This window comes from Streptomyces sp. NPDC022910 (genome assembly GCF_055561075.1).
The window spans coordinates 45629-67476 of record NZ_JBVHHL010000033.1; the positions used below are offsets into that span (position 1 = coordinate 45629).

Consider the following 21848-nt stretch of genomic DNA (forward strand, 5'->3'; position numbering starts at 1 on the left):
GGCGCGGGGCCCGCGCTCCGGGTGTCTTCCCAGGTCACCCAGGCGTACGACTCACGAGTTTTTCGAGTCGTGCGCCCCTTTTGTTGCCGTTTGCCGCATAGTTGCCCGTCCGACAGGCCATTGGCGACATCTCCCACTATTCTGCTGAGCGTGCCTCGCCCCTTGGGAGAACTCGAAGACGCGGTCATGACGCGGGTGTGGAAGTGGAACCGCCCTGTGACCGTTCGAGAAGTCCTGGAAGACCTTCAGCAGGAACGGTCGATCGCGTACACCACGGTCATGACCGTTTTGGACAATCTCCATCAGAAGGGCTGGGTCCGTCGGGAGGCGGAAGGCCGGGCCTATCGATATGAGGCGGTCTCCACCCGTGCCGCCTACGCGGCCGCGCTGATGAACGACGCCTGGTCACAGAGCGACAACGCGGCCGCCGCTCTCGTCGCCTTCTTCGGCATGATGAGCGACGAACAGAGGCAGGCACTGAGTGACGCCGTGCGCATCGTGCAAGGCCCGGAGAGTACCCGTGAGCCCGCGAGTACCGAAACGCCGGCCGCAGGGGATGCCGAATCCCACGAATCCCACGAATCCGGCACACCCCCCGGTCCTTCGGGCGGGAGCAACGACGAGAAGCCCGACGGGAACCCCCGGGAGAACCCCGCGGAGATGCCCGACGAGAAGAACCCCGCCTCTGCCGAGGACAGCACCGGGCGATAGCGTCCGCTCATGCCAGAGAGCCCCGAAGTCACCGCAAAAGCCATCACAGTCCGACGGGCCAGGACGAGCGATGTCCCGGCGGTGCGCCACCTCCTCGACGCCTACGTCCGGCGCGGCATCCTGCTCGACAAAGCAACGGTGACGCTTTACGAGGACATCCAGGAGTTCTGGGTGGCGGAACGCGACGACAACGGTGAGGTCGTGGGCTGCGGCGCCCTGCACGTCATGTGGGAAGACCTCGCGGAAGTCCGCACTCTCGCGGTGACGCCCGGTGCCAGAGGTCTCGGCGTCGGGCACCAGTTGCTGGAGAAGTTGCTGCAGACCGCCCGCTGGCTCGGCGTTCGCCGTGTTTTCTGTCTGACCTTCGAAGTGGACTTCTTCGGGAAGCACGGCTTCGTGGAGATCGGTGAGACGCCCGTCGACACCGATGTCTACGCGGAGCTGATGCGTTCCTATGACGAGGGTGTGGCGGAGTTCCTCGGTCTCGAACGAGTGAAACCGAACACCTTGGGCAACAGCCGGATGCTTCTGCATCTGTGATCGCCAAGGGATCGACCGACTATTCAGCTGTGCTTCAGCCGGACGACCTTGCCCGGGTTCCCTATGTCCGAAACGCGTATCTTTCCGGTCTCCGGGTCGACCGTCGACCTTCGCGGGGGGTTTGTGTTTTTCCAGGAAAAGCGGTTTGCTTTCCGACGTACTGCAGTACTGCATATAACAGGGGACGCGAAACAGGCGGCACAGGCCGCAGACCCTCGGCCCTGAAGTTATCGATGAAAGGAAATCCGGTGGCACAGAAGGTTCAGGTCCTTCTTGTCGACGACCTCGACGGTGGCGAGGCGGACGAGACCGTCACGTTCGCGCTGGACGGCAAGACGTACGAGATCGATCTCACGACCGCCAACGCCGACAAGCTCCGTGGCCTTCTCGACCCCTATGTGAAGGGTGGTCGTCGTACTGGAGGCCGTGCGTCGGGCGGACGTGGCAAGACCCGCGCCGCAGCTTCCGGTGGCAGCCAGGACACCGCGCAGATCCGGGCCTGGGCGAAGGAGAACGGCTACGAGGTCAACGACCGCGGTCGTGTCCCGGCGTCCATTCGCGAGGCCTACGAGAAGGAGAACGGCTGAGCGCACGAGCGCCGCAGCCGGACCCGATGGCACTGTGTCGCCATCGTGTGGACCAGCCGCACCAGATCGGGGGCGCCCCCGCCGCCCCGCACGGCCGACAGCGTCGGCAGCAGGAGTTCCACCTCGCACTCCGGCTCAGGGGGCCGCAGCCAGACGGCGGCCCCCTGTGAATCGTTCCGGCTCAGGGGAAGCGGCCGGGATCCCGGGGTGCCGGCCCGGCCCGGCGGCACTGCCGCCGAGGTGAATCCAGGCGGTGGCGGGGCCTCGATGTGCCCGCCCGCCCCGGTCGCCGTGAGATCGAGGGCCAGAGCGCCCCAGTCCAGCCAGTCGAGCAACCCCGGCAGCTCCTCTGCGCTGCCCGCGGCCACGAGCAGCTGCATGCGCCGGTCGCACAGCGCCACCGGGGACGCGGGTCCCAGATGCCGCAGCGCGGCGAATCCGGCCTCCGCGGGGAGTTCCAGGACGTCGAAGCGCACGCCCGTGACCAGCCGCACCGGCTCTCCGGGCAGGGTCTCCCAGCCCAGCTCCTCCTCGTACCAGTGGCGCACCGCACCGCTCGGGTCGAGCGCTCTTCGGGGGAGAGGCACCGTGTGGACCATGTCAGGAGCAACAGTGGAAGTCGACTCAGGGTTACGCTGGGTTGCAAAGTGGTTGCGCAGAGTGCCCAAATAGGGGGCGTGCGGGGGTGTCCGCCAGCGCAAGGATGTTCGCCCGTAGCGGAGGGAACCGGTGCGCGCGGCATGGAGTGTCAGTGCGTACGGGTAAGACATCCCTAGTGGGAGGGGCCGTGGTGCAGGAAAGGCCGTCTCACGTTCGCCATCGGCGTACTGGCGAGTGGGGTAACTGCCTGGCCTGCGGGAACATCGTCTCGCACCATCGGGTTGAGGTAGATGTCGGCGTTCGAGGTCAGGAGGCCAAGGACGGTGTCGGCAGTTGGAATGAGCGGTCCCCGCTTGCGGGACTAAGCTGCGGAAGGACAGGGAGGGGAGCGTCCCCTTACTGCCTGACCGCTCTGAGGAGCGATTAACGATGTTCGAGAGGTTCACCGACCGCGCGCGGCGGGTTGTCGTCCTGGCTCAGGAAGAAGCCCGGATGCTCAACCACAACTACATCGGCACCGAGCACATCCTCCTGGGCCTGATCCACGAGGGTGAGGGTGTCGCCGCTAAGGCCCTGGAGAGCCTCGGGATTTCGCTCGAGGCGGTCCGCCAGCAGGTGGAGGAGATCATCGGCCAGGGCCAGCAGGCGCCCTCGGGTCACATCCCCTTCACCCCCCGTGCCAAGAAGGTCCTGGAGCTGTCGCTCCGCGAGGCCCTTCAGCTGGGCCACAACTACATCGGCACGGAGCACATCCTGCTCGGCCTGATCCGCGAGGGCGAGGGCGTCGCCGCCCAGGTCCTGGTCAAGCTGGGCGCAGACCTCAACCGCGTCCGCCAGCAGGTCATCCAGCTGCTGTCGGGCTACCAGGGCAAGGAAACCGCCACCGCGGGCGGCCCGGCCGAGGGCACGCCCTCGACCTCTCTCGTCCTGGACCAGTTCGGCCGGAACCTCACCCAGGCCGCTCGTGAGTCCAAGCTCGACCCGGTCATCGGGCGCGAGAAGGAGATCGAGCGGGTCATGCAGGTGCTGTCCCGCCGGACCAAGAACAACCCGGTCCTCATCGGCGAGCCCGGCGTCGGCAAGACGGCGGTCGTCGAGGGCCTGGCGCAGGCCATCGTCAAGGGCGAGGTGCCCGAGACCCTCAAGGACAAGCACCTCTACACCCTCGACCTGGGTGCGCTGGTGGCCGGCTCCCGTTACCGCGGTGACTTCGAGGAGCGCCTGAAGAAGGTGCTCAAGGAGATCCGCACCCGCGGCGACATCATCCTGTTCATCGACGAGCTGCACACGCTGGTCGGTGCGGGTGCTGCCGAGGGCGCCATCGACGCCGCATCGATCCTGAAGCCGATGCTGGCGCGCGGTGAGCTGCAGACCATCGGTGCGACCACGCTCGACGAGTACCGGAAGCACCTGGAGAAGGACGCGGCCCTCGAGCGCCGCTTCCAGCCCATCCAGGTCGCGGAGCCGTCCCTGCCGCACACGATCGAGATCCTGAAGGGCCTGCGCGACCGGTACGAGGCGCACCACCGCGTCTCCATCACGGACGAGGCCCTGGTTCAGGCCGCCACCCTGGCCGACCGCTACATCTCGGACCGCTTCCTGCCTGACAAGGCGATCGACCTGATCGACGAGGCGGGTTCCCGGATGCGCATCCGCCGGATGACCGCTCCGCCGGACCTCCGCGAGTTCGACGAGAAGATCGCGGCCGTCCGCCGGGACAAGGAGTCCGCGATCGACTCCCAGGACTTCGAGAAGGCGGCTTCCCTCCGTGACAAGGAGAAGCAGCTGCTCGCCGCGAAGGCCAAGCGGGAGAAGGAGTGGAAGGCCGGCGACATGGACGTCGTCGCCGAGGTCGACGGCGAGCTGATCGCCGAGGTCCTGGCCACGGCCACGGGCATCCCGGTCTTCAAGCTCACCGAGGAGGAGTCCAGCCGCCTGCTCCGCATGGAGGACGAGCTTCACAAGCGGGTCATCGGCCAGGTGGACGCCGTCAAGGCGCTCTCGAAGGCGATCCGCCGTACGCGGGCCGGTCTGAAGGACCCGAAGCGTCCGGGTGGTTCGTTCATCTTCGCGGGCCCGTCCGGTGTCGGTAAGACCGAGCTGTCCAAGGCGCTGGCCGAGTTCCTGTTCGGTGACGAGGACGCGCTGATCTCCCTCGACATGTCGGAGTTCAGCGAGAAGCACACGGTGTCGCGTCTCTTCGGTTCGCCCCCCGGATACGTGGGCTACGAAGAGGGCGGTCAGCTGACGGAGAAGGTGCGGCGCAAGCCGTTCTCGGTGGTCCTCTTCGACGAGGTCGAGAAGGCCCACCCGGACATCTTCAACTCGCTGCTGCAGATCCTGGAGGACGGTCGCCTGACCGACTCCCAGGGCCGCGTCGTGGACTTCAAGAACACGGTCATCATCATGACGACCAACCTCGGCACCCGGGACATCTCCAAGGGCTTCAACCTGGGCTTCGCGGCCCAGGGCGACACGAAGTCCAACTACGAGCGCATGAAGAACAAGGTGTCGGACGAGCTGAAGCAGCACTTCCGGCCCGAGTTCCTCAACCGCGTCGACGACGTGGTCGTCTTCCCGCAGCTGACCCAGGACGACATCCTGCGGATCGTCGACCTGATGATCAGCAAGGTCGACGAGCGGCTCAAGGACCGGGACATGGGCATCGAGCTCGCCCAGTCGGCGAAGGAGCTGCTGGCGAAGAAGGGCTACGACCCCGTGCTGGGCGCCCGGCCGCTGCGCCGCACGATCCAGCGAGAGATCGAGGACACGCTGTCCGAGAAGATCCTCTTCGGGGAGCTGCGTCCGGGCCACATCGTGGTCGTCGACACGGAGGGCGAGGGCGACTCCAAGACCTTCACCTTCCGCGGTGAGGAGAAGTCGGCACTGCCCGACGTTCCGCCGATCGAGCAGGCGGCCGGCGGCGCGGGTCCGAACCTGAGCAAGGAGGCGTAACCCTCCGGGTTCGCCGAAAAGGGGCTGCCCCGGGACCTTGGTCCCGGGGCAGCCCCTTTTTCAGGTCCTCTTTTCGGGTCCTCTTTTCGGTCCGCGAAGCGGGCAGCAGCAGGGGCGCCCAGTGACATGCCGCACACGTGCGACAGAGGGTACTAGGCACCATAGTCGGGTGCCTATGCGAACAAAAGGGACTTTCCGCCCGCCCTTCTGAGGTGAGTGCCGGGAATCTGCCTCGTCAGGCGATTGCCGTATATCTGCCTCTCATGTCAAGTTTCCTGGATCTTTATGAATACATACGAAGTGTCGTCGTAGATCACGAATTTTGGGGTTGATTGGTGCACCGGTTACCAAGAGATGGTCAAGAGTCCCCGACCTCTGAGGTTCTGATGCCGAAGCGCACCCTGCCCTTTTCGACCCGTACGTTCCGATGCCGCTCCCGCGTCGCCGCTCTGGCGGCCGGTGTGGGGGCCTCGGCCGTGCTCGGAGTCGGGGTCGCGGCCGCAACCGGTACCACCGAGGGCAAGCCCGCCACCGAGGCCGTCGCGGCGAAAGTGCCCGCCGGTACCGGCAAGGTGAAGGCTCCCGCCCGTCCCGCTGAGCCGAAGGCTCCCGCCCGTCCCGCTGAGCCGAAGGCTCCCGCCCGTCCCGCAGCGGCGAAGCCCGTCTCCTGGGTCGGCCCGGTCAACCGCTACACGCTCTCCGCGAGCTTCAACCAGTCCGGCGGCATGTGGAACTCCACCCACAGCGGTCAGGACTTCGCCGTCCCGAGCGGGACGGACGTCGTGGCCGCGCACGGAGGCACGGTCGTCAAGGCCGGCGGCTACGGTGCCGGCGACGGACCCGCATACGGCAACGCCGTCGTCATCAGGCACGCGAACGGCACGTACTCCCAGTACGCCCATCTCTCGCGGATCCACGTCAGGGTCGGCCAGGCCGTCGCCACCGGGCAGCGCATCGCGTGCTCCGGCAACACCGGCAACTCCAGCGGGCCGCACCTGCACTTCGAGATCCGTACCAGCCCGAACTACGGGTCGGCAGTCGACCCCGTCGCCTTCCTGCGCTCCAAGGGCGTGAGGGTCTGAGGCTCCCCTACGACGAGGGCGTGTCCGTATGCGCCTGCGTCACCAGGTCGATGGCGACCTCCAGGACGGCCTTGCGCTTGTCCTCGGGGTCGCCCTCGACCTCCTGGAGGACGAACATCCCTGCGTGCATCGTGAACAGCGCGCTGATGCAGCGGACCTGGTCGGTCAGTGACGCGTCCGGGTCCCTGATGATGTCGCGCATCACCAGCATGCGGTCCTTGAACTGGTTGCCGATGCTCAGTTCCCGGACCGTGGCCTGGTTCTCCTGCATGAAACGGAACAGCGGGGCCGCGCCGGCCAGTGCGTCGCTGTAACGGCGCAGTACCTCCTGCTTGGTCTCCAGGCTGTGCGGCTGCGCCTTGCCCCACTCGATCAGCTCGTCCATCGGTCGTGACAGGTCCTCGAAGAGGCTGACCAGGATCTCTTCCTTGGTCTTGAAGTGGTAGTAGAGCGCCGCCTTGGTGACGTCCAGGCGCTCGGCGATCTCGCGCAGCGACGTCTTCTCGTAGCCCTGCTCGGCGAAGAGTTCGAGCGCCACGTCCTGGATGCGCTGGCGGGTGTCCCCGCGTCGCTGCCGCTTGGTGCCGTCCATGGTGGTGCCGCCCATCGTTGCTCCTCGCACTCCCGGAAACCTGTGTGCCGGCCGCTGGCAGACCCGCCGAAACTTACTTGACGCCCGGCTAGTTTCGGGACTACCTTCCCTCAGTGTAGCCAACTAGCCGGACGGCAAGTAAGTGGCCGAGCGGCACGCAGTACCAGGGGAGTGGGGAACATGGCGGACAATGCGGTACCGGCGCGAGCCGAGAAAGAACCACGGAGCGTGCGGGTCGTCCTGCTCGCGCTGATGATCACCATGATGCTCGCGATGCTCGACAACATGATCGTGGGCACCGCGATGCCGACGATCGTGGGCGAGCTCGGCGGGCTCCAGCACCTCTCGTGGGTGGTGACCGCGTACACGCTCGCGACCGCCGCCTCCACCCCGCTGTGGGGCAAGCTCGGTGACATGTTCGGGCGCAAGGGCTCCTTCATGACCTCGATCGTGATCTTCCTGATCGGGTCGGCGCTCAGCGGCATGGCGCAGAACATGGGCGAGCTCATCGGCTTCCGCGCAATCCAGGGCCTCGGCGCCGGTGGCCTGATGGTCGGCGTCATGGCCATCATCGGCGACCTGATCCCGCCGCGGGAACGCGGCAAGTACCAGGGCATGATGGCCGGCGTCATGGCGCTCGCGATGATCGGCGGACCGCTGGTCGGCGGCACCATCACCGACCACTGGGGCTGGCGCTGGGCGTTCTACATCAACCTGCCGCTCGGCGTGGTCGCCCTGCTCGCCATCAGCGCCGTACTGCACCTGCCGAAGAAGCGCTCCAAGGCGGGCATCGACTACCTCGGCGTCGTGCTGCTGACCGTGGGCATCACCTCGATCGTGCTGGTCACCACATGGGGCGGGAGCGAGTACGACTGGACCTCGGCGCGGATCATGGAGCTGATCGGGATCGGCGTCGCCGCGCTCGTCGGATTCGTGTTCTGGCAGACCAAGGCCGCCGAGCCGGTCGTGCCGCTGCACATCTTCCGCAGCCGCAACTTCTCGCTGATGTCCGTGATCGGGTTCATCACCGGCTTCGTGATGTTCGGTGCGGTGCTGTTCCTGCCGCTGTACCAGCAGTCGGTGCAGGGCGCGTCCGCGACCAACTCCGGCCTGCTGCTCCTGCCGATGCTGGGCGCGATGCTCGTCGTGTCGATGATCGCGGGACGGGTCACCACCAACAGTGGCCGGTACAAGGTCTTCCCCGTGGTCGGCAGCGTGCTGATGATCGTGGGCCTGTTCCTGCTCGCGCAGATGGACACCGGCACGAGCCGGTTCACGTCGGGTGTGTACATGGCCGTCCTGGGCGCCGGCATGGGCTGCCTGATGCAGATCACCATGCTGGTGGCGCAGAACAGCGTCGAGATGAAGGACATGGGCGTCGCGTCCTCGTCCACCACCCTCTTCCGTACGCTCGGTTCCTCCTTCGGCGTCGCGATCATGGGCGCCCTGTTCAACAACCGGGTTCAGCACGTCATGGCCGAGCGGGCGGGCGCCCTCGGCTCGAAGATCACCGAGCAGTCCGCGCAGCTGGACGCCAAGAGCCTGGAGAAGCTGCCGGCGGCGGCCCGCGAGGCCTACCAGCACGCGGTGTCGGCGGGTACGCACTCGGCGTTCCTGCTGGGCGCGGTGGTGGCCGTGGTTGCGCTGGTGGCCGCGGTGTTCGTGAAGGAGGTCCCGCTGCGCGGCGCGGGGCCGGACAAGCAGGCCGGGGATGCGGCTGGGGACGCCGTGGACGCGCAGCCGACGGTTGCAGAGGCCGTCTGACTCGCCCCCCTCAGCCCGAAGGCCCCCGGAGTTGTCCGCCCCGGGGGCCTTCGCCCGTCCACGGCACGGTGCGTTGTCAGGGCAACATGGCAGCATCGCAAGCATGGACAGGATGCGGCAGCTGCGGCTGGCCAAGGACGCGATGGACCGGGAGTGGGCCGACCCGGACCTCGACCTCGATGCCGTCGCCGCACACGCCGGGTACTCGCGCTATCACTTCATACGGGCCTTCAAGGCGGCGTACGGCGAGACACCCGGCCAGTACCTGACGCACCGGCGGATCGAGCGGGCCGAGGACCTCCTGCGCACGGCGAACCTCTCCGTGACAGAGATCTGCCATCTCGTGGGGTTCAGCAGCGTCGGGACGTTCTCGGCGCGCTTCAAGTCCTGGACCGGGCTCACCCCCAGCGAGTACCGGTCCAGGCACGTGGGCCGCGGCGCCGCCCTGATACCCGGGTGCTACGCGATGCTCTGGGCCGGTGGCTTCCGGCCCGGCGCCGACCGGGAGCGACAGAGCAATTCCGGAGAAGCGCCCTGACACCCCGGCTGCCTACCGTGGCTTCGCAAGCAACACCCGCGCATCGGGAGAAGGACATGATCAAAGGCCTCGCCATCACGACCGTCTGGGTCCTCGACCAGGACCGGGCGAAGGAGTTCTACACGCAGAAGCTCGGCCTCGAGGTCCGCACGGACATGACCATGGGGGAGGGCGGTATGCGCTGGCTGACCGTCGGCGCCCCCGACCAGCTCGACGTCGAGCTGACGCTCATGGTGCCGGGGCCGCCCGCGATGGATCCCGAGTCCGCCGAGATGATGAAGAGGCTCGTGGCCAAGGGAGCCCTCGGCGCCGGTGTGCTGGCCACCGACGACATCCACGGGGACTACAAGAGGCTCAAGGACCGCGGCGTGGAGTTCCTCCAGGAGCCGCAGGAGCGTCCGTACGGCACCGAGGCGCTCTTCCGCGACGACTCCGGCAACTGGTTCTCCTTCACCCAGCGCCGGGAGGGCGGCCTGGACCTGGACAAGGAGTGGGCCGGCTAGGTCCGGGGAGACCCGCCGCCGGGGCAGTTCTCCGGGTCAGCCGCCGGACGGCGGCGGCATCGGGAAGCTCCCGGTGTCCGTCGGCGCGTGCTCCGGCAGCCACAGCACGGCAACCGCGCCCTCGGCCGGTACGTCCTCCGGTACCCCGTCCGCCCGGACGTTGCGGAACGTCAGGCGCGCGCCCAGCACCCGCGCCTGGCCCGCCGCGATCGTCAGGCCCAGACCGTGGCCGGCGCCCGAGCGGTCCGAGCGGCCCGTACGGAAGCGCTGAGGACCGTCCGACAGCAGCTCCTCCGGGAAGCCCGGGCCATGGTCGCGTACCCGGATGACCCGGCCCTCGACCGACACCTCGATCGGCGGCTTGCCGTGCCGTGCCGCGTTGGCGAGCAGGTTGAACAGCACGCGTTCCAGGCGGCGCGGGTCGGTGGTGACCTCCGACTCGTGGATCACCCGGACCTCGATGTCCGGGTCTTTCACGGCCACCCGCCGGGTGACGAAATCGCCGAGCAGAAGGTCCTGCAGCTCGGCCCGCTCCGAGGCGCCGTCCAGCCGGGCGACCTCCAGGACGTCCTCCACCAGCGTGCGCATGGCCTTCGCACGGTCCAGCACCAGTTCGGTGGGGCGGCCGGGAGGGAGGAGCTCCGCCGCAGTGAGCAGGCCGGTGACCGGGGTGCGCAGCTCGTGCGCGATGTCCGCCGTCACCCGGCGTTCCGCCTCCAGACGCTGCTGCAGCGCGTCCGCCATCGCGTCCACCGCCCGCGCCAGGTCGTCGGTCTCGTCGCGCACGACGCCGCCGATCGCGTCCCGCACACGGACGTCGCTCTCGCCCGCGGCGACCCGGTTCGCCGCGGCCGCCGCCTTGCGCAGCCGTCGCGACAGCTGGCCGCCGATGAGCACACCGACCGCCGAGCCGCCGAGCACGACCGCGATCGAACCGATGATCAGCGCCTGGTCGAGGTCCTTCATCACTTCGGCGCCGCGGTCCGTGAAACGGGTGTGCAGGGACAGCACCCGGCCGTCCTTCAGCGGCAGAGCGGCCCAGATGTCCGGCACGCCGTGCGCGCCCTCCGACACATAGGTGGCCCGCCTGCCCTCCGCGACCTTTTCCAGCAGGTCCCGCGGGATGGTCGGGTCGTCGACCTTGACCCCGAAGGCCCGGGTGCGCCCGGACTCGTACATCCGCTGGGCCACCTGAATCCGCTCGTCGGCGAGGTCACGCGAGTTGTTGAGCATGGAGACGCTCGCCGCGTTGTGCACGACCAGGCTCAGCGCGATCGCGACCATCGCGCCGACCAGGGCGATCGCCGCACTGAGCTTCCACCTCAGGCCCGTGCGTATGGCGTCGTCCGGGATCAGACGTCCGAGAATCCCCCGCATGCTCCCGCTCAGGCCTTCAACTTGTAGCCGAAGCCGCGGACCGTCTCGATCCGGTCCTGTCCGATCTTCGTGCGCAGCCGCTGCACATGGACGTCGACGACCCGGGTGTCACCGCCCCAGCCGTAGTCCCACACGCGTTCCAACAGCTTGTCGCGCGACAGCACCGTGCCGGGCGTGGAGGAGAACTCCAGCAGCAGCCGCATCTCGGTCGGCGTGAGCGCCACCGGCTGACCCGAGCGCCGTACCTCCATGCCGTCGGTGTCGATCTCCAGGTCGCCGAAGGTCAGTACGCCGCCGTCCACCGACGTGGCGTCCTCGGCCCCCCGGTCGGCGCCGCTCGCGTGCCCGAAGCGGCGGAGCACCGCACGGATGCGCGCGACCAGCACGGCGCCGTCGAACGGCTTCGTCACATAGTCGTCCGCGCCGGCCTCCAGGCCGAGCACGACGTCGATGGAGTCGGCGCGCGCGGACACCATGATCACGGGCACGGTCGACTCGTCGCGGATACGGCGGCACAGGCTGACGCCGTCCAGGCCAGGGACCATCACGTCCAGCAGGGCGATGTCGGGACGGCGGGCGCGGAACGCCTCCAGGCCTGACAGCCCGTCAGGCATGGCGGTGACCGCGAAGCCGTCCCGCTCCAGCGCGAGCTGGGTGGCCTCACGGATGACGTCGTCGTCCTCGACGAACAGGACGTGGGTCTGCTCTGCCATCCGCTGCTCTCAGTTTTTGGTCGGGGCGGCCGTGCCGCCGTTGCCCACCGCGTTGCTGTATTCGTTGCGTATCCGGGACTCCTCGGTGAAGTGGTCCGTCCTCCAGCTGTAGGTGATCACTTCCTCGGTGGAGGGATACGACACCGGGTCGCCCTTCTCGTACGTCTGCTGGGTCACCACCAGGTCACCGCGGTCTATCTCCGCGTAGACCGGCGGCTCCTCGGCCTTGAACACATTCTGGTACCTGTGGTTCTTCATCTGGTACACGTACGACCCCACGCCGACGGCGTCATGGCAGGTCATGACGTTGACCAGGATGTCGCTCACGGTCCCGTCGGTGAGATTGCCGTAGGACACGTCGATCGGGTACTCGTCGGCCACGCAGGGCTTCAGGTCCTGCTTGACCGCCTTCGCGACCTCGGGATCGTCCTTGACCAGCTTCACCACGTCCAGCCGTCCGGGCTCCTCGGTGGTCGGTGAGGCCGAGGGGGTGGCGGAGCCCGCGACCACTGAGTTGCTGCCCGCCGGACCCTCGTCCCGTGCGCCCGTACCGCCGGTGGCGCAGGCGGAGACGAAAAGCCCGAGGACGGCGATCGTGGCAACCGCCGCGATCGCCGCCTTGAGGGCCCCGCTGGGCCGTATGGCCCCCGTGCCTAGGCCGCGCAACGCTCCCGCTCCTCACGCTCCAGCGCGCGTGCGTCCAGGTCGCGGGCCTCCAGCTCCTCCCGGAGCCGGGCGAGCGCCCGGTGCAGCGTGCTCTTGACCGTTCCGGCCGACATGCCGAGGGCGGCGGCCGTCTCCTCCGTGGACATCTGCTCCCAGTGTCGCAGCACGACGACACTGCGCTGCTTCGGAGCGAGCACCTTCAGAACGTCCATCAGCAGGGCGCGGTCCGCGTGCTGCTCGGCGGAGTCGTCGACGGACGCGTCCGGAAGCTGCTCGGTGGGGACCTCCTCGAGCCTGCGGGCCCGCCACCACTCGGTGCGCGTGTTGATCATCACGCGGCGCAGATAGGCGTCCGCCAGACGCTTGTCGGCGATACCGTCCCAGCGGCCGTACGTGCGCACCAGCGCGGTCTGCAGCAGGTCCTGGGCATCGGTGGGGTCCGGAACCAGCCGACGGGCGCTGCGCAGCAGCGCGTCCTGCCGGGTGCGGACGTACTCCTCGAACTCGAGCACCTCGCCCTGCGCCATTCCAACCGCCTCCGTTCCCCGTTTCCGACGTGCCCTTCGGCTGCGTCCCACAGCCGGGTGCCGGTTCTCCACGACCTCGGTCGCCCGTGTGCCGCATCGTCCTCGGCACGCATATGAAGTTACGGAGGAGTTGTCACGGGGGTGTCCGAGGCAGCCTTCGGTGAGCGCTCGGCCGTCCGTCGGTTGTGTAACGGATGTCGGAACGAGCTAAGGGCAGACGGGATTTGGTGCGGGTATGGGGTGATTTGTCCAACAGGTGGGCGGCGGGCTTCGTGACGGAACGAGGAGGCCGCTGTGCGGTGATGAGCCGCGGGCTGTGAAACGGCTGAGTGCCGGATGTGCGGACCGTCCGGGCGCGGCGGGCCGCGCGCGCCCGGACGGTGCCCGGGTCAGGTGAGCGGAAGGCGGTAGAGGCCGCCGGGGAGGGGTTCCACCAGGCCGTCGGAGACCAGGCCGTCCAGGGCGCGGGCGCGCTGTACCGGCTCGTCCCAGACCCGGTCGAGGACGGACTGCGGCACCGGGCTCACGGCCTCCCGCAGCACCGCCAGGAGCCGACCGCGTACCTGGCGGTCCGTCCCCGCGTACGTCTGACCGCGCCGCGGCGGGCCGTCGTGCTCCGGCTTCCCGGCCAAGCGCCAGGCGCACTGCGCGGCGATCGGACAGCGGTGGCAGGTCTCGTTCTTCGCCGTGCAGATCAGGGCGCCCAGCTCCATGGAGGCGGCGGCCCAGCGGGACGCCGTGCGCTCGTCGTCGGGCAGCAGCTCACGGGCGAGCCTGCGCTCCGCGGCGGTGGTGGCGTTGGGCGGGTACTGCGCACCGGTGATCGCGCGGGCGAGGACACGGCGCACGTTGGTGTCCAGGACCGGGTGCCGCTGGCCGTACGCGAAGGAGGCCACGGCCGCGGCCGTGTACTCGCCGATGCCGGGCAGCGCCAGCAGCTGGGCGTGTTCCGTGGGCACGTCGCCGCCGTGCCGTTCCGTTATGGCCACGGCGGCACCGTGCAGGCGCAGGGCGCGGCGCGGATAGCCCAGGCGGCCCCAGGCCCGGACGGCCTCGCCGGGGGGTTCCTTGGCCAGGTCGGCGGGGCGCGGCCAGCGGGCGAGCCACTGCTCGTAGACGGGCAGGACGCGGCTGACCGGCGTCTGCTGCAGCATGAACTCACTGACCATCACGCCCCACGGGCCGGCCTCCGGGCGCCGCCAGGGGAGATCGCGGGCGTGCTCGTCGAACCAGGCGATCACCGGGCCGTGCAGTGCCCCTCCGGGGGCTTGGCCGGTGGAGGCGTCGGTGGTGTCGTCGGTCTGGGCAGGGGCGGGAGTGGGGGTGGTGGGTGCAGTCATGACGACTGCGATCCTGCCACGTGAGGGGTGGCAGGGTGGGGGACCGGCTCGGGTCGGAGTGGTTGTGTCGGTGGACGTTGCCTCCAGGTGTTCGGGTGTTCGGGTGTTTGGGGTTCGGGTGTTCGAGCGGAGGGTGGACGGCGGCGGACGAAGGGCGGGCGTTCGACGATCGCCTGCACGCCGTGGTCCGCAGAGGGGTGGCCAGGGACCGGGTCGGCTCCGTCTGGTTTCACATCCCGCGCGAAGGCCGTTCGGTGGAGCGGACGTCGGCGGACGCGCGCCGGACGGAGCACGCCACGCCCACGTCCCGTCCGCTCCCGCGCATGCATGGCGGCGCGCGCACCTTCCGGCCGCCGGCGGCCGGATATGGAAGCCCGGGCACAACGGTCTCTCGCCGGTGGCCACGCCCCGTCGTCCGAAGGCGGTCGGTGCGGAGGGCCCGATGTGGGTCCTCGCCCCGCGAGAGGCGCCCGATGCAGGATGATGATCCGGAAAAGTTGGGCTCAGGGCGGCGGGTGGGGCAAGGCCCCGGGCCGATCTCTCGTACAGTTTGCGCCGTGGGATCTCTGCGCAATCCGGTCGGGCCGCTTCCCTCCTCCATCTACTGGCGACGGAGGGCCGTACTGCTGTCTGTGGTCGCCCTGTTGACGCTGCTCATCGTGTGGGTGGTCACCTCCTCCGGCGGTGGGGGGAAGAACGACGCGGACGGCTCGAACGGCAAGCACCCCACGTCCTCGATCACGCCGGGTCCGTCCGGTACCGGGCCGGCGATCAGCCAACACCCGGGCGGGCGCGACGAGTCGAGCGGCAGCGACGGTTCGGGGCCGTCGTCCGGGGCGTCGGGATCAGGGGACTCCGGCGGCACGGGCAGCGGGCCCGGCGGGTCGGGCGACGGGGGGAACGGCAGTGGCGGCGGCGGTTCCTCGGGCGGTCGGCTACCGGCCGGTTCCGGAACCTCTTTGCCCAACTGCACGTCGAGCGCGATCCAGTTGACGCTGAAGAGCGAGCACAACACGTATGCCCCTGGAGAGATCCCCACGTTCGAGCTGATCGCCAAGAACTCGTCGGGCAGTGACTGCAAGGTCGACCTCGGCCCGAAGAGCGCGGTGTTGACGATCACGCAGGCCGGCAGTGACAACGACGTGTGGTCCTCGGCCGACTGCCCGAGCGGCTCGGGAAGCGTGCTGTTCCGCGTGCCCGGGAACGACCAGGTCACGTACACGGTGAAGTGGGACCGCAAGCAGAGCGTCCCCAACTGCGCGACGCCCCCTGCGGTTTCGGCGTCGGCGGGCACCTACCTGGTGGAGGCGCAGGCCTCCGGTTTCCCGAAGGCCCAGACGTCGTTCGTCCTGTCGAAGGACTGAGCGCGGGTCACGAGGACGATTCGGTGATCGCCCGGCGCTGACGCTTGCCGAGCGGCGCCTGGGAGAGGTCCTCGGCCTTGCTGCGGAGGTTCTTGTAGCCGTAGCCGCGTTCGTCGAGCCAGGCCTTGGCGGCCTCTTCGGCGTGTTCCGTCGCGGTCAGGATGTCCTCCTCCGCCTCACCCGAGTCCAGGAAGCGGAAGGTGAAGGCGGGGCGGGCGGTGAGGTCGTAGCTGAGGTGGCCCTCCGGGGTGAAGGCCGCGCGCAGCACATCGTGCTCCGCGGCCCGTTCCAGGAGCTCGGCCCGGTGTCCGGCGTCGAGGCCGTCGAAGACGCCGCGGACCGTGATGCGAAAGGTGCGGATGCTCATCCCTCGAACGTAGACGCGGGAGAGGTGCGTCTCCACCGAGTTTTTCGCAGCCCGTCATGGGCGTCCGTCGGCTAGACGTAACGCTCGAGGATCGACGACTCCGCCAGGCGCGACAGTCCCTCCCGCACGCTGCGGGCCCGGGCCTCGCCGACGCCGTCCACCGTCTGGAGGTCGTCCACGCTCGCCGCGAGCAGCTTCTGCAGACCGCCGAAGTGCTCCACCAGACGGTCGATGATGGCGCCGGGCAGCCGCGGGACCTTCGCCAGCAGGCGGAAACCGCGCGGGGACACCGCCGAGTCGAGGGTTTCGGGGGAGCCGGTGTAGCCCAAGGCGCGGGCTACGGTGGGAAGTTCGAGAAGCTCGGCATGGCTCAGCGCGTCCAGCTCGGACAGCGCCTCCACGACCGTACGGGAGCGCTTCGCGGTCGGCTCGGGCACGTAGTCGCGCACCACCAGCTCCCGCTCGGGTTCCACCCCGGCGATCAACTCGTCCAGCTGGAGGGCGAGAAGACGGCCGTCCGTGCCCAGTTCGACCACGTATTCAGCGATTTCGGTGGCGATGCGACGGACCATCTCCAGTCGCTGCGAGACCGCGGAGACGTCCCGGACCGTCACCAGGTCCTCGATCTCCAGCGCGGACAGCGTGCCCGCCACCTCGTCCAGGCGGAGTTTGTAGCGCTCCAGGGTGGCCAGTGCCTGGTTGGCGCGGGACAAGATCGCCGCCGAGTCCTCCAGGACACGTCGCTGTCCGTCGACGTACAGCGCGATCAGGCGCATCGACTGCGAGACGGAGACCACGGGGAAACCGACCTGCTTGCTCACCCGGTCCGCCGTGCGGTGACGCGTGCCCGTCTCCTCCGTCGGGATCGTGGGGTCGGGGACCAACTGCACGCCGGCCCGCAGGATTTTCGACAGGTCCGAGGAGAGCACGAGCGCGCCGTCGAGCTTGCACAGCTCCCGCAGCCGGGTGGCCGTGAACTCGACATCCAGGACGAAACCACCCGTGCACATCGTCTCGACGGTCTTGTCAGAGCCGAGCACGATGAGACCGCCGGTGTTGCCTCGCAGGACCCGCTCGAGGCCGTCGCGCAGGGGCGTGCCGGGTGCCACGGCGCTCAGTGAGGCGCGCATCAGGCCATCGGCACCGGAACTCCCGCCGGACTTTCCGGGAGCTGCTGCCCGGTCGTTGGCTGCCACTGCACTCCTCCGGTCGCAGGTTCTGGGGCGCTCCCGTGTCGCACACTCGGTTCGTACGGACGGGCGAGACCAGGGCAAAGTCTACCGGCGGTCCTCCTCGTCCCGTGGGGCCTCTCGACGACGGGAGCGTGGAAGGACCCGCAGGGCGTCCCCTATGTCCGCCACTTCCAGCACCTTCATGCCCGACGGGACCTTGCCCGGGTCGGCCGGTACGAGCGCGTGCGTGAAGCCCAGACGGTGTGCCTCGGCCAGTCGGCGCTGGACCCCCGTGACCCTTCTGACCTCGCCCGCGAGTCCCACTTCGCCGATCGCCACCAGGTTCTTGGGCAGCGGGGTGTCGCTCGCGGCGCTCGCCAGCGCCAGCGCGACCGCCAGGTCGGCGGCCGGCTCCGAGAGTTTCACCCCGCCGACGGTCGCGGAGTAGATGTCCCGCTTGCCCAGGGCGCTGATCCGGCCGCGCTGCTCCAGGACGGCGAGCATCATCGAGACGCGGGAGGTCTCAAGACCGGATGTGGTGCGCCGGGGGGAGGGGATCTGGGAGTCGACGGTCAGCGCCTGGACCTCTGCCACCAGGGGGCGGCGGCCCTCCAGGGTGACGGTCAGACAGGTGCCGGGCACGGGCTCGTCGCGGCGGGTCAGGAACAGGCCGCTCGGGTCGGCGAGGCCCGTGATGCCTTCGTCGTGCAGTTCGAAGCAGCCGACCTCGTCCGTGGCGCCGTAGCGGTTCTTGACGCCCCGTACGAGACGCAGGCGCGCGTGCCGGTCGCCCTCGAAGTGCAGGACGACGTCCACGAGGTGTTCGAGCAGGCGCGGGCCCGCGATCGCGCCGTCCTTGGTGACATGACCCACGAGGAGGGTGGCCATGCCGCGTTCCTTGGAGGCGCGGATGAGAGCCCCGGCGACCTCCCGTACCTGGGCCATGCCGCCGGGAGCGCCGTCGATCTCGGGGGAAGCTACGGTCTGTACGGAGTCGAGGACGAGGAGTGAGGGCTTCACCGCGTCCAAGTGACCCAGTACGGCCGCGAGATCGGTCTCCGCCGCGAGATAGAGGTGGTCGTCGATGGCCCCGATGCGGTCGGCGCGCAGGCGCACCTGGCTCGCCGACTCCTCGCCCGTCACATAGAGCGTGCGGTGCTCGTCGCTCGCCGCTTTGGCCGCGACGTCCAGCAGGAGCGTGGACTTGCCGACGCCGGGCTCCCCGGCGAGGAGCACGACCGCGCCCGGCACGAGCCCGCCGCCGAGGACGCGGTCCAGCTCGGGCACACCGCTGGAGCGGGCGGTGGCCTGCCGCCCGTCGACCTGGCCGATGGGCACGGCGGAGCTCGTCACCCGGCCCGGCGTCGTCGTGCGCACCGCGGGCGCGCCGTACTCCTCGACCGTCCCCCAGGCCTGGCACTCGGGGCAGCGGCCGAGCCACTTGGCCGTCTGCCAGCCGCACTCGGTGCAGCGGTAGGACGGCCGGTCCTTGGTGGTCTTCGCACGGGCAGCCATGGAGGAAACCGTAGCGGGGCCCACTGACACAGCGGGCACGCGGCGGCCATGACGGCGGCGGATGCGACGTAGGTCATGCGGGACGGGCCCCGCGGGGGCGGGTGCCGGCAGGACAGCGAGTTCATCGGCGGCCGTCGTCCACACTCCCGCCGCAGCCGACCTGGGCGAGCCGCGGAACCGGCCGTTCGTGGCCCCTTATGAGGGATCGTTTCACCCGTACGGAGTAAAAGTGCGCAAGGGGGCAGAAGGCACCACCCGTCGGCGCCTACGGTCGCACAGGTGATGAGCAGCAGGCCGGAGACCTCCACGCACGCCAGCGGCGCACACCCGGCGCGTAGAGACACGCGCAAGCGGGGCAGGGCGCCTCGTGGCGCGAACACCCGCACAGCGGCGCAGCGCCCGTCCGCGCGCTACGACCCCTACCTGGACGGCCTCTTCACCTACTGCCTGTCCGTGCTCTGCGATCACGACGCGGCGACCGCCGCCCTGGGGGACGCCCTGGCGTTCGCCGAGCGCCGCGGCACCCGCGGCTCGCAAGCCTCCGACGAGCGCCGCGCCTGGCTGTACGCCCTCGCCCGCTGGTCCTGTCTGCGTCGGCTCGCCGAGGCCCGGCGCCGCCGCCAGGCCGGCCACGCCGCCGGGCGGGACCGCGGCCCCCGCGCGCACAAGGAGGTCGCCGACCGGCGCGCCGCCGAAGCGGCCGGAGCCGTCCCCGTCTCCGAGGAGACCCAGGAGGAGCGCCGCCGGGAGCTGGCCCGGCTGGCCTGGCCGGAGGCCGCCGGCACCACCCCCGAGCAGCGCGAGGCGCTCGAACTCGCCGTACGCCATCAGCTCGCCCCCACCGAGGTCGCCGCCGTGCTCGGCATGGACCTCGCCGCCGCCCGCGAACTCCTCGCCTCCGCCGCCTGCGAGGTGGAGCGCACCCGTGCCGCCCTCGCCGTCGTCGAGACCGGTACCTGTCCGAGCGTCGCCCGCCTCACCGGCGACCACCAGCTCGTCCTCAGCGCCACCCTGCGCCGGGAACTCGTCCGGCACGTCGACGACTGCCCACGCTGCCGCCGAACCGCCGAGCGTGCGGTTCCCGGTGGCTGGCCCGGCACCAGCGTCACGCCCGCCGCGCTCCCCGTCCTCGAGGCGCCCCGTGCGGCCCTGGAGGTCGCCCTGGCGCATGCCTCCCGTGCCCGTGGCGGTGTTCCCCGCTTCGACCGGCGCGGGTTCCCCATGGACCCGAAGGACCACGCGGCCCGCCGTGACCGGCTGCGCGCGCGTGCCGTCACGACGACCGTGGTCGCCACCGTGGTCGCGGCCCCGGTGCTCGCCCTGTGGGCCGCCTACCGCGGCCCCCTCACCGGCGAGGGCGCCGACGGACGCACCGCCACCGCACGCGGGGTGCACGGCCCCGAGACGCTCGGCGGCGAGGGCGCGGGCGACTACGAGAACGCGGGCAACGCGAGTGCGAGACCAGGCTTCCGTTTCGGCAAGGACGGCCGCGCGCCCGACGTCTCCGTCGAGGTCATCGGTGTGAAGACGGGCACCCCCGGGGCGGGACACCTGGCGGTGGCAGCCCGAAACGACGGCACCACGACCCTCATCACAGTCACGGCGTCCGGAGATTCACCGGTGCACTGGTCCGCGTCCACGGGCGTCCCCTGGCTCTACATGAACCGGTCATCGGGCACCCTCGCACCGGGCGAATCGTTCACGATCCGGGTGTACGTCGACCACCTCCGCGAGCCGTCCGGCGCCTGGCACGCGCGTGTGGCGGTGGCCCCGGCGGGCGCCGTGGTCACGATCAGCGGTCGTGGGCCGACGGGCCCGTCCGACCCCCGGCCCACTCCTGTTGACCCCACTCCCTCCGAGCCCGCGCCGAGCGATCCGCCCTCGAGCAGCCCGGATCCCACGCACGGCGATCCGACCCCGACGGATCCGCCGTCCACGAGCCCGTCTCCTTCCGACCCGCCGTCCTCCACCCCGTCCCCCACCGACAGCGGCACCTCGAGCCCGTCCTCATAGGCCGGTCGACCGTGAGCGTGGGACGGGACACGAGCGGACGAGGGCGACGGCCCCGGCACGTCCTTCAGTCCACCGGATCCGCGGGGTGCGGCGCCACCAGCGGAAGCTGCGAGGCCAGACGCTGCTCGCACAGCTCGACCAGGCGGTCGTACCCCGCCTTGCCCATGAGCTCGGTCAGCTCGGCCCGGTACGAGACGTACACCGGCTCGCCCGCGCCGTGCGCCGACGTGGCCGACGTGCACCACCAGTGCAGGTCGTGGCCGCCCGGCCCCCAGCCGCGGCGGTCGTACTCGCCGATGGACACCTGCAGCACCCGGGTGTCGTCGGGCCGGTCGATCCACTCGTACGTCCGTCGGATCGGCAGCTGCCAGCAGACGTCCGGCTTGGTCTCCAGCGGCTCGCGGCCCTCCCGCAGCGCCAGGATGTGCAGCGAGCAGCCGGCGCCGCCCGGGAACCCGGGACGGTTCTGGAAGATGCACGAGCCCTGGTACGGCCGGGTCTGCCGAGAGCCCTCGTCGTCCTCCGCGACCCAGCCGGTCCTCTGGCCCACGTCGTGGTTCTGCCAGATCTCCGGCGTCAGCCGTGCCACGTGCTCGGCCACCCGCTTCTCGTCGTCCTCGTCCGAGAAGTGCGCTCCCAGCGTGCAGCACCCGTCGTCCGCGCGGCCCGCCTGGATGCCCTGGCAGCCGCTTCCGAAGATGCAGTTCCAGCGCGAGGTCAGCCATGTCAGATCGCACCGGAAGACCTGCTCGTCGTCGGCCGGATCCGGGAACTCCACCCACGCGCGCGCGAAGTCGAGCCCCTTCTCGTCGCTCACCTTCGGGGCCTTCTTGGACGTGGACGCCTTCGCCTGCGAAGAATCCTTCGATCCCCTGGAGGATTTGTCGGGCTTCGCCTTTTTCGTCTTTGGCACGCATCCAGG

Annotated in this window: 21 protein-coding genes; 10 read left to right on the forward strand and 11 right to left on the reverse strand. The window is 69.8% G+C overall.

Going from position 1 to position 21848, the window contains the following annotated elements:
• Nucleotides 1–150 precede the first annotated feature (150 nt).
• The 3 genes from ACZ3TS_RS27340 (at nucleotide 151) to ACZ3TS_RS27350 (ending at nucleotide 1838) form a co-directional block, all read left to right on the forward strand.
• Complete coding sequence (locus ACZ3TS_RS27340; RefSeq protein ID WP_467622946.1) at nucleotides 151–711, forward strand: BlaI/MecI/CopY family transcriptional regulator; 561 nt, start codon at nucleotides 151–153, stop codon at nucleotides 709–711.
• 9 nt (nucleotides 712–720) lie between these two features.
• On the forward strand, nucleotides 721–1251 hold the full coding sequence (locus ACZ3TS_RS27345; protein WP_467622859.1) for an amino-acid N-acetyltransferase: 531 nt from the start codon (nucleotides 721–723) through the stop codon (nucleotides 1249–1251).
• A 248-nt stretch (nucleotides 1252–1499) separates the two neighbouring features.
• Nucleotides 1500–1838: a histone-like nucleoid-structuring protein Lsr2 gene (locus ACZ3TS_RS27350; RefSeq protein WP_467622862.1), complete on the forward strand. Its 339-nt coding sequence runs from the start codon at nucleotides 1500–1502 to the stop codon at nucleotides 1836–1838.
• Here the strand turns inward: ACZ3TS_RS27350 and ACZ3TS_RS27355 are convergent.
• Nucleotides 1817–2437 (reverse strand): SCO3374 family protein, encoded by a 621-nt coding sequence (locus ACZ3TS_RS27355; protein WP_467622864.1) that lies wholly within the window; start codon nucleotides 2435–2437, stop codon nucleotides 1817–1819. The two genes, ACZ3TS_RS27350 and ACZ3TS_RS27355, sit on opposite strands and share 22 nt — an antisense overlap.
• A gap of 430 nt (nucleotides 2438–2867) precedes the next feature.
• Here ACZ3TS_RS27355 and ACZ3TS_RS27360 point away from each other — a divergent pair, with 430 nt between their 5' ends.
• The gene (locus tag ACZ3TS_RS27360; RefSeq protein WP_467622866.1) at nucleotides 2868–5393 is read left to right on the forward strand and encodes an ATP-dependent Clp protease ATP-binding subunit; all 2526 of its coding nucleotides are present in this window, start codon (nucleotides 2868–2870) and stop codon (nucleotides 5391–5393) included.
• Nucleotides 5394–5779: 386 nt separating this feature from the next.
• On the forward strand, nucleotides 5780–6475 hold the full coding sequence (locus ACZ3TS_RS27365) for a M23 family metallopeptidase (RefSeq protein WP_467622869.1): 696 nt from the start codon (nucleotides 5780–5782) through the stop codon (nucleotides 6473–6475).
• 7 nt (nucleotides 6476–6482) lie between these two features.
• On the opposite strand, the gene ACZ3TS_RS27370 is transcribed toward ACZ3TS_RS27365, so the two are convergent.
• Nucleotides 6483–7067 carry a TetR/AcrR family transcriptional regulator gene (locus ACZ3TS_RS27370; protein ID WP_467622949.1) on the reverse strand — a complete coding sequence of 195 codons (585 nt, stop codon included), beginning with the start codon at nucleotides 7065–7067 and terminating at the stop codon, nucleotides 6483–6485.
• Between the two features lie 180 nt (nucleotides 7068–7247).
• Here ACZ3TS_RS27370 and ACZ3TS_RS27375 point away from each other — a divergent pair, with 180 nt between their 5' ends.
• The 3 genes from ACZ3TS_RS27375 (at nucleotide 7248) to ACZ3TS_RS27385 (ending at nucleotide 9872) form a co-directional block, all read left to right on the forward strand.
• A complete protein-coding gene (locus tag ACZ3TS_RS27375; protein ID WP_467622871.1) occupies nucleotides 7248–8831 on the forward strand; it encodes an MDR family MFS transporter in 1584 nt (527 codons plus the stop codon).
• 103 nt (nucleotides 8832–8934) lie between these two features.
• Complete coding sequence (locus tag ACZ3TS_RS27380) at nucleotides 8935–9369, forward strand: helix-turn-helix transcriptional regulator (RefSeq protein WP_467622874.1); 435 nt, start codon at nucleotides 8935–8937, stop codon at nucleotides 9367–9369.
• Nucleotides 9370–9425: 56 nt separating this feature from the next.
• A complete protein-coding gene (locus ACZ3TS_RS27385) occupies nucleotides 9426–9872 on the forward strand; it encodes a VOC family protein (RefSeq protein WP_467622877.1) in 447 nt (148 codons plus the stop codon).
• Nucleotides 9873–9908: 36 nt separating this feature from the next.
• Here the strand turns inward: ACZ3TS_RS27385 and cseC are convergent, their stop codons facing one another.
• The 5 genes from cseC to ACZ3TS_RS27410 form a co-directional block, all read right to left on the reverse strand.
• Entirely contained in the window at nucleotides 9909–11249 is a 1341-nt protein-coding gene (gene cseC / locus ACZ3TS_RS27390; RefSeq protein WP_467622880.1) for a two-component system sensor histidine kinase CseC, read from the reverse strand.
• A gap of 8 nt (nucleotides 11250–11257) precedes the next feature.
• On the reverse strand, nucleotides 11258–11962 hold the full coding sequence (gene cseB / locus ACZ3TS_RS27395) for a two-component system response regulator CseB (RefSeq protein WP_467622882.1): 705 nt from the start codon (nucleotides 11960–11962) through the stop codon (nucleotides 11258–11260).
• A 9-nt stretch (nucleotides 11963–11971) separates the two neighbouring features.
• Nucleotides 11972–12628, reverse strand: a complete 657-nt coding sequence (locus ACZ3TS_RS27400) for a hypothetical protein (protein WP_467622885.1) — start codon at nucleotides 12626–12628, stop codon at nucleotides 11972–11974.
• Nucleotides 12616–13155: a SigE family RNA polymerase sigma factor gene (locus tag ACZ3TS_RS27405; protein WP_467622886.1), complete on the reverse strand. Its 540-nt coding sequence runs from the start codon at nucleotides 13153–13155 to the stop codon at nucleotides 12616–12618. Before ACZ3TS_RS27405 ends, ACZ3TS_RS27400 begins: the two co-directional genes overlap by 13 nt.
• A 389-nt stretch (nucleotides 13156–13544) precedes the next feature.
• A complete protein-coding gene (locus ACZ3TS_RS27410; RefSeq protein ID WP_467622888.1) occupies nucleotides 13545–14495 on the reverse strand; it encodes an HhH-GPD family protein in 951 nt (316 codons plus the stop codon).
• A gap of 557 nt (nucleotides 14496–15052) precedes the next feature.
• Between ACZ3TS_RS27410 and ACZ3TS_RS27415 the strand changes: the two genes are divergently transcribed.
• Nucleotides 15053–15859, forward strand: a complete 807-nt coding sequence (locus tag ACZ3TS_RS27415; protein WP_467622890.1) for a hypothetical protein — start codon at nucleotides 15053–15055, stop codon at nucleotides 15857–15859.
• Between the two features lie 7 nt (nucleotides 15860–15866).
• On the opposite strand, the gene ACZ3TS_RS27420 is transcribed toward ACZ3TS_RS27415, so the two are convergent.
• The 3 genes from ACZ3TS_RS27420 to radA form a co-directional block, all read right to left on the reverse strand.
• Nucleotides 15867–16226, reverse strand: coding sequence for a DUF6204 family protein (locus tag ACZ3TS_RS27420; RefSeq protein WP_467622893.1), 360 nt, complete (start codon nucleotides 16224–16226; stop codon nucleotides 15867–15869).
• Between the two features lie 71 nt (nucleotides 16227–16297).
• Nucleotides 16298–17422 (reverse strand): DNA integrity scanning diadenylate cyclase DisA, encoded by a 1125-nt coding sequence (disA, locus tag ACZ3TS_RS27425; protein WP_467622895.1) that lies wholly within the window; start codon nucleotides 17420–17422, stop codon nucleotides 16298–16300.
• Nucleotides 17423–17503: 81 nt separating this feature from the next.
• Nucleotides 17504–18913: a DNA repair protein RadA gene (radA, locus tag ACZ3TS_RS27430; RefSeq protein ID WP_467622897.1), complete on the reverse strand. Its 1410-nt coding sequence runs from the start codon at nucleotides 18911–18913 to the stop codon at nucleotides 17504–17506.
• Between the two features lie 282 nt (nucleotides 18914–19195).
• On the opposite strand from radA, the gene ACZ3TS_RS27435 reads away from it, so the two are divergent.
• Entirely contained in the window at nucleotides 19196–20926 is a 1731-nt protein-coding gene (locus ACZ3TS_RS27435) for an RNA polymerase sigma factor (RefSeq protein WP_467622900.1), read from the forward strand.
• Between the two features lie 64 nt (nucleotides 20927–20990).
• Here the strand turns inward: ACZ3TS_RS27435 and ACZ3TS_RS27440 are convergent, their stop codons facing one another.
• Nucleotides 20991–21839 (reverse strand): DUF3109 family protein, encoded by an 849-nt coding sequence (locus ACZ3TS_RS27440; protein WP_467622903.1) that lies wholly within the window; start codon nucleotides 21837–21839, stop codon nucleotides 20991–20993.
• Between the last annotated feature and the right edge of the window lie 9 nt (nucleotides 21840–21848).

Excerpts from the sequence above, each read along its gene's own strand:
- radA (WP_467622897.1), bottom strand. The coding sequence starts at position 18,913 with ATGGCTGCCCGTGCGAAGACCACCAAGGACCGGCCGTCCTACCGCTGC.
- ACZ3TS_RS27365 (WP_467622869.1), top strand. The coding sequence starts at position 5,780 with ATGCCGAAGCGCACCCTGCCCTTTTCGACCCGTACGTTCCGATGCCGC.
- ACZ3TS_RS27345 (WP_467622859.1), top strand. The coding sequence starts at position 721 with ATGCCAGAGAGCCCCGAAGTCACCGCAAAAGCCATCACAGTCCGACGG.
- ACZ3TS_RS27405 (WP_467622886.1), bottom strand. The coding sequence starts at position 13,155 with ATGGCGCAGGGCGAGGTGCTCGAGTTCGAGGAGTACGTCCGCACCCGG.
- ACZ3TS_RS27410 (WP_467622888.1), bottom strand. The coding sequence starts at position 14,495 with ATGACTGCACCCACCACCCCCACTCCCGCCCCTGCCCAGACCGACGAC.
- cseC (WP_467622880.1), bottom strand. The coding sequence starts at position 11,249 with ATGCGGGGGATTCTCGGACGTCTGATCCCGGACGACGCCATACGCACG.
- ACZ3TS_RS27360 (WP_467622866.1), top strand. The coding sequence starts at position 2,868 with ATGTTCGAGAGGTTCACCGACCGCGCGCGGCGGGTTGTCGTCCTGGCT.
- ACZ3TS_RS27355 (WP_467622864.1), bottom strand. The coding sequence starts at position 2,437 with ATGGTCCACACGGTGCCTCTCCCCCGAAGAGCGCTCGACCCGAGCGGT.
- ACZ3TS_RS27370 (WP_467622949.1), bottom strand. The coding sequence starts at position 7,067 with ATGGACGGCACCAAGCGGCAGCGACGCGGGGACACCCGCCAGCGCATC.
- ACZ3TS_RS27375 (WP_467622871.1), top strand. The coding sequence starts at position 7,248 with ATGGCGGACAATGCGGTACCGGCGCGAGCCGAGAAAGAACCACGGAGC.
- ACZ3TS_RS27435 (WP_467622900.1), top strand. The coding sequence starts at position 19,196 with ATGAGCAGCAGGCCGGAGACCTCCACGCACGCCAGCGGCGCACACCCG.
- ACZ3TS_RS27380 (WP_467622874.1), top strand. The coding sequence starts at position 8,935 with ATGGACAGGATGCGGCAGCTGCGGCTGGCCAAGGACGCGATGGACCGG.
- ACZ3TS_RS27420 (WP_467622893.1), bottom strand. The coding sequence starts at position 16,226 with ATGAGCATCCGCACCTTTCGCATCACGGTCCGCGGCGTCTTCGACGGC.
- ACZ3TS_RS27385 (WP_467622877.1), top strand. The coding sequence starts at position 9,426 with ATGATCAAAGGCCTCGCCATCACGACCGTCTGGGTCCTCGACCAGGAC.
- cseB (WP_467622882.1), bottom strand. The coding sequence starts at position 11,962 with ATGGCAGAGCAGACCCACGTCCTGTTCGTCGAGGACGACGACGTCATC.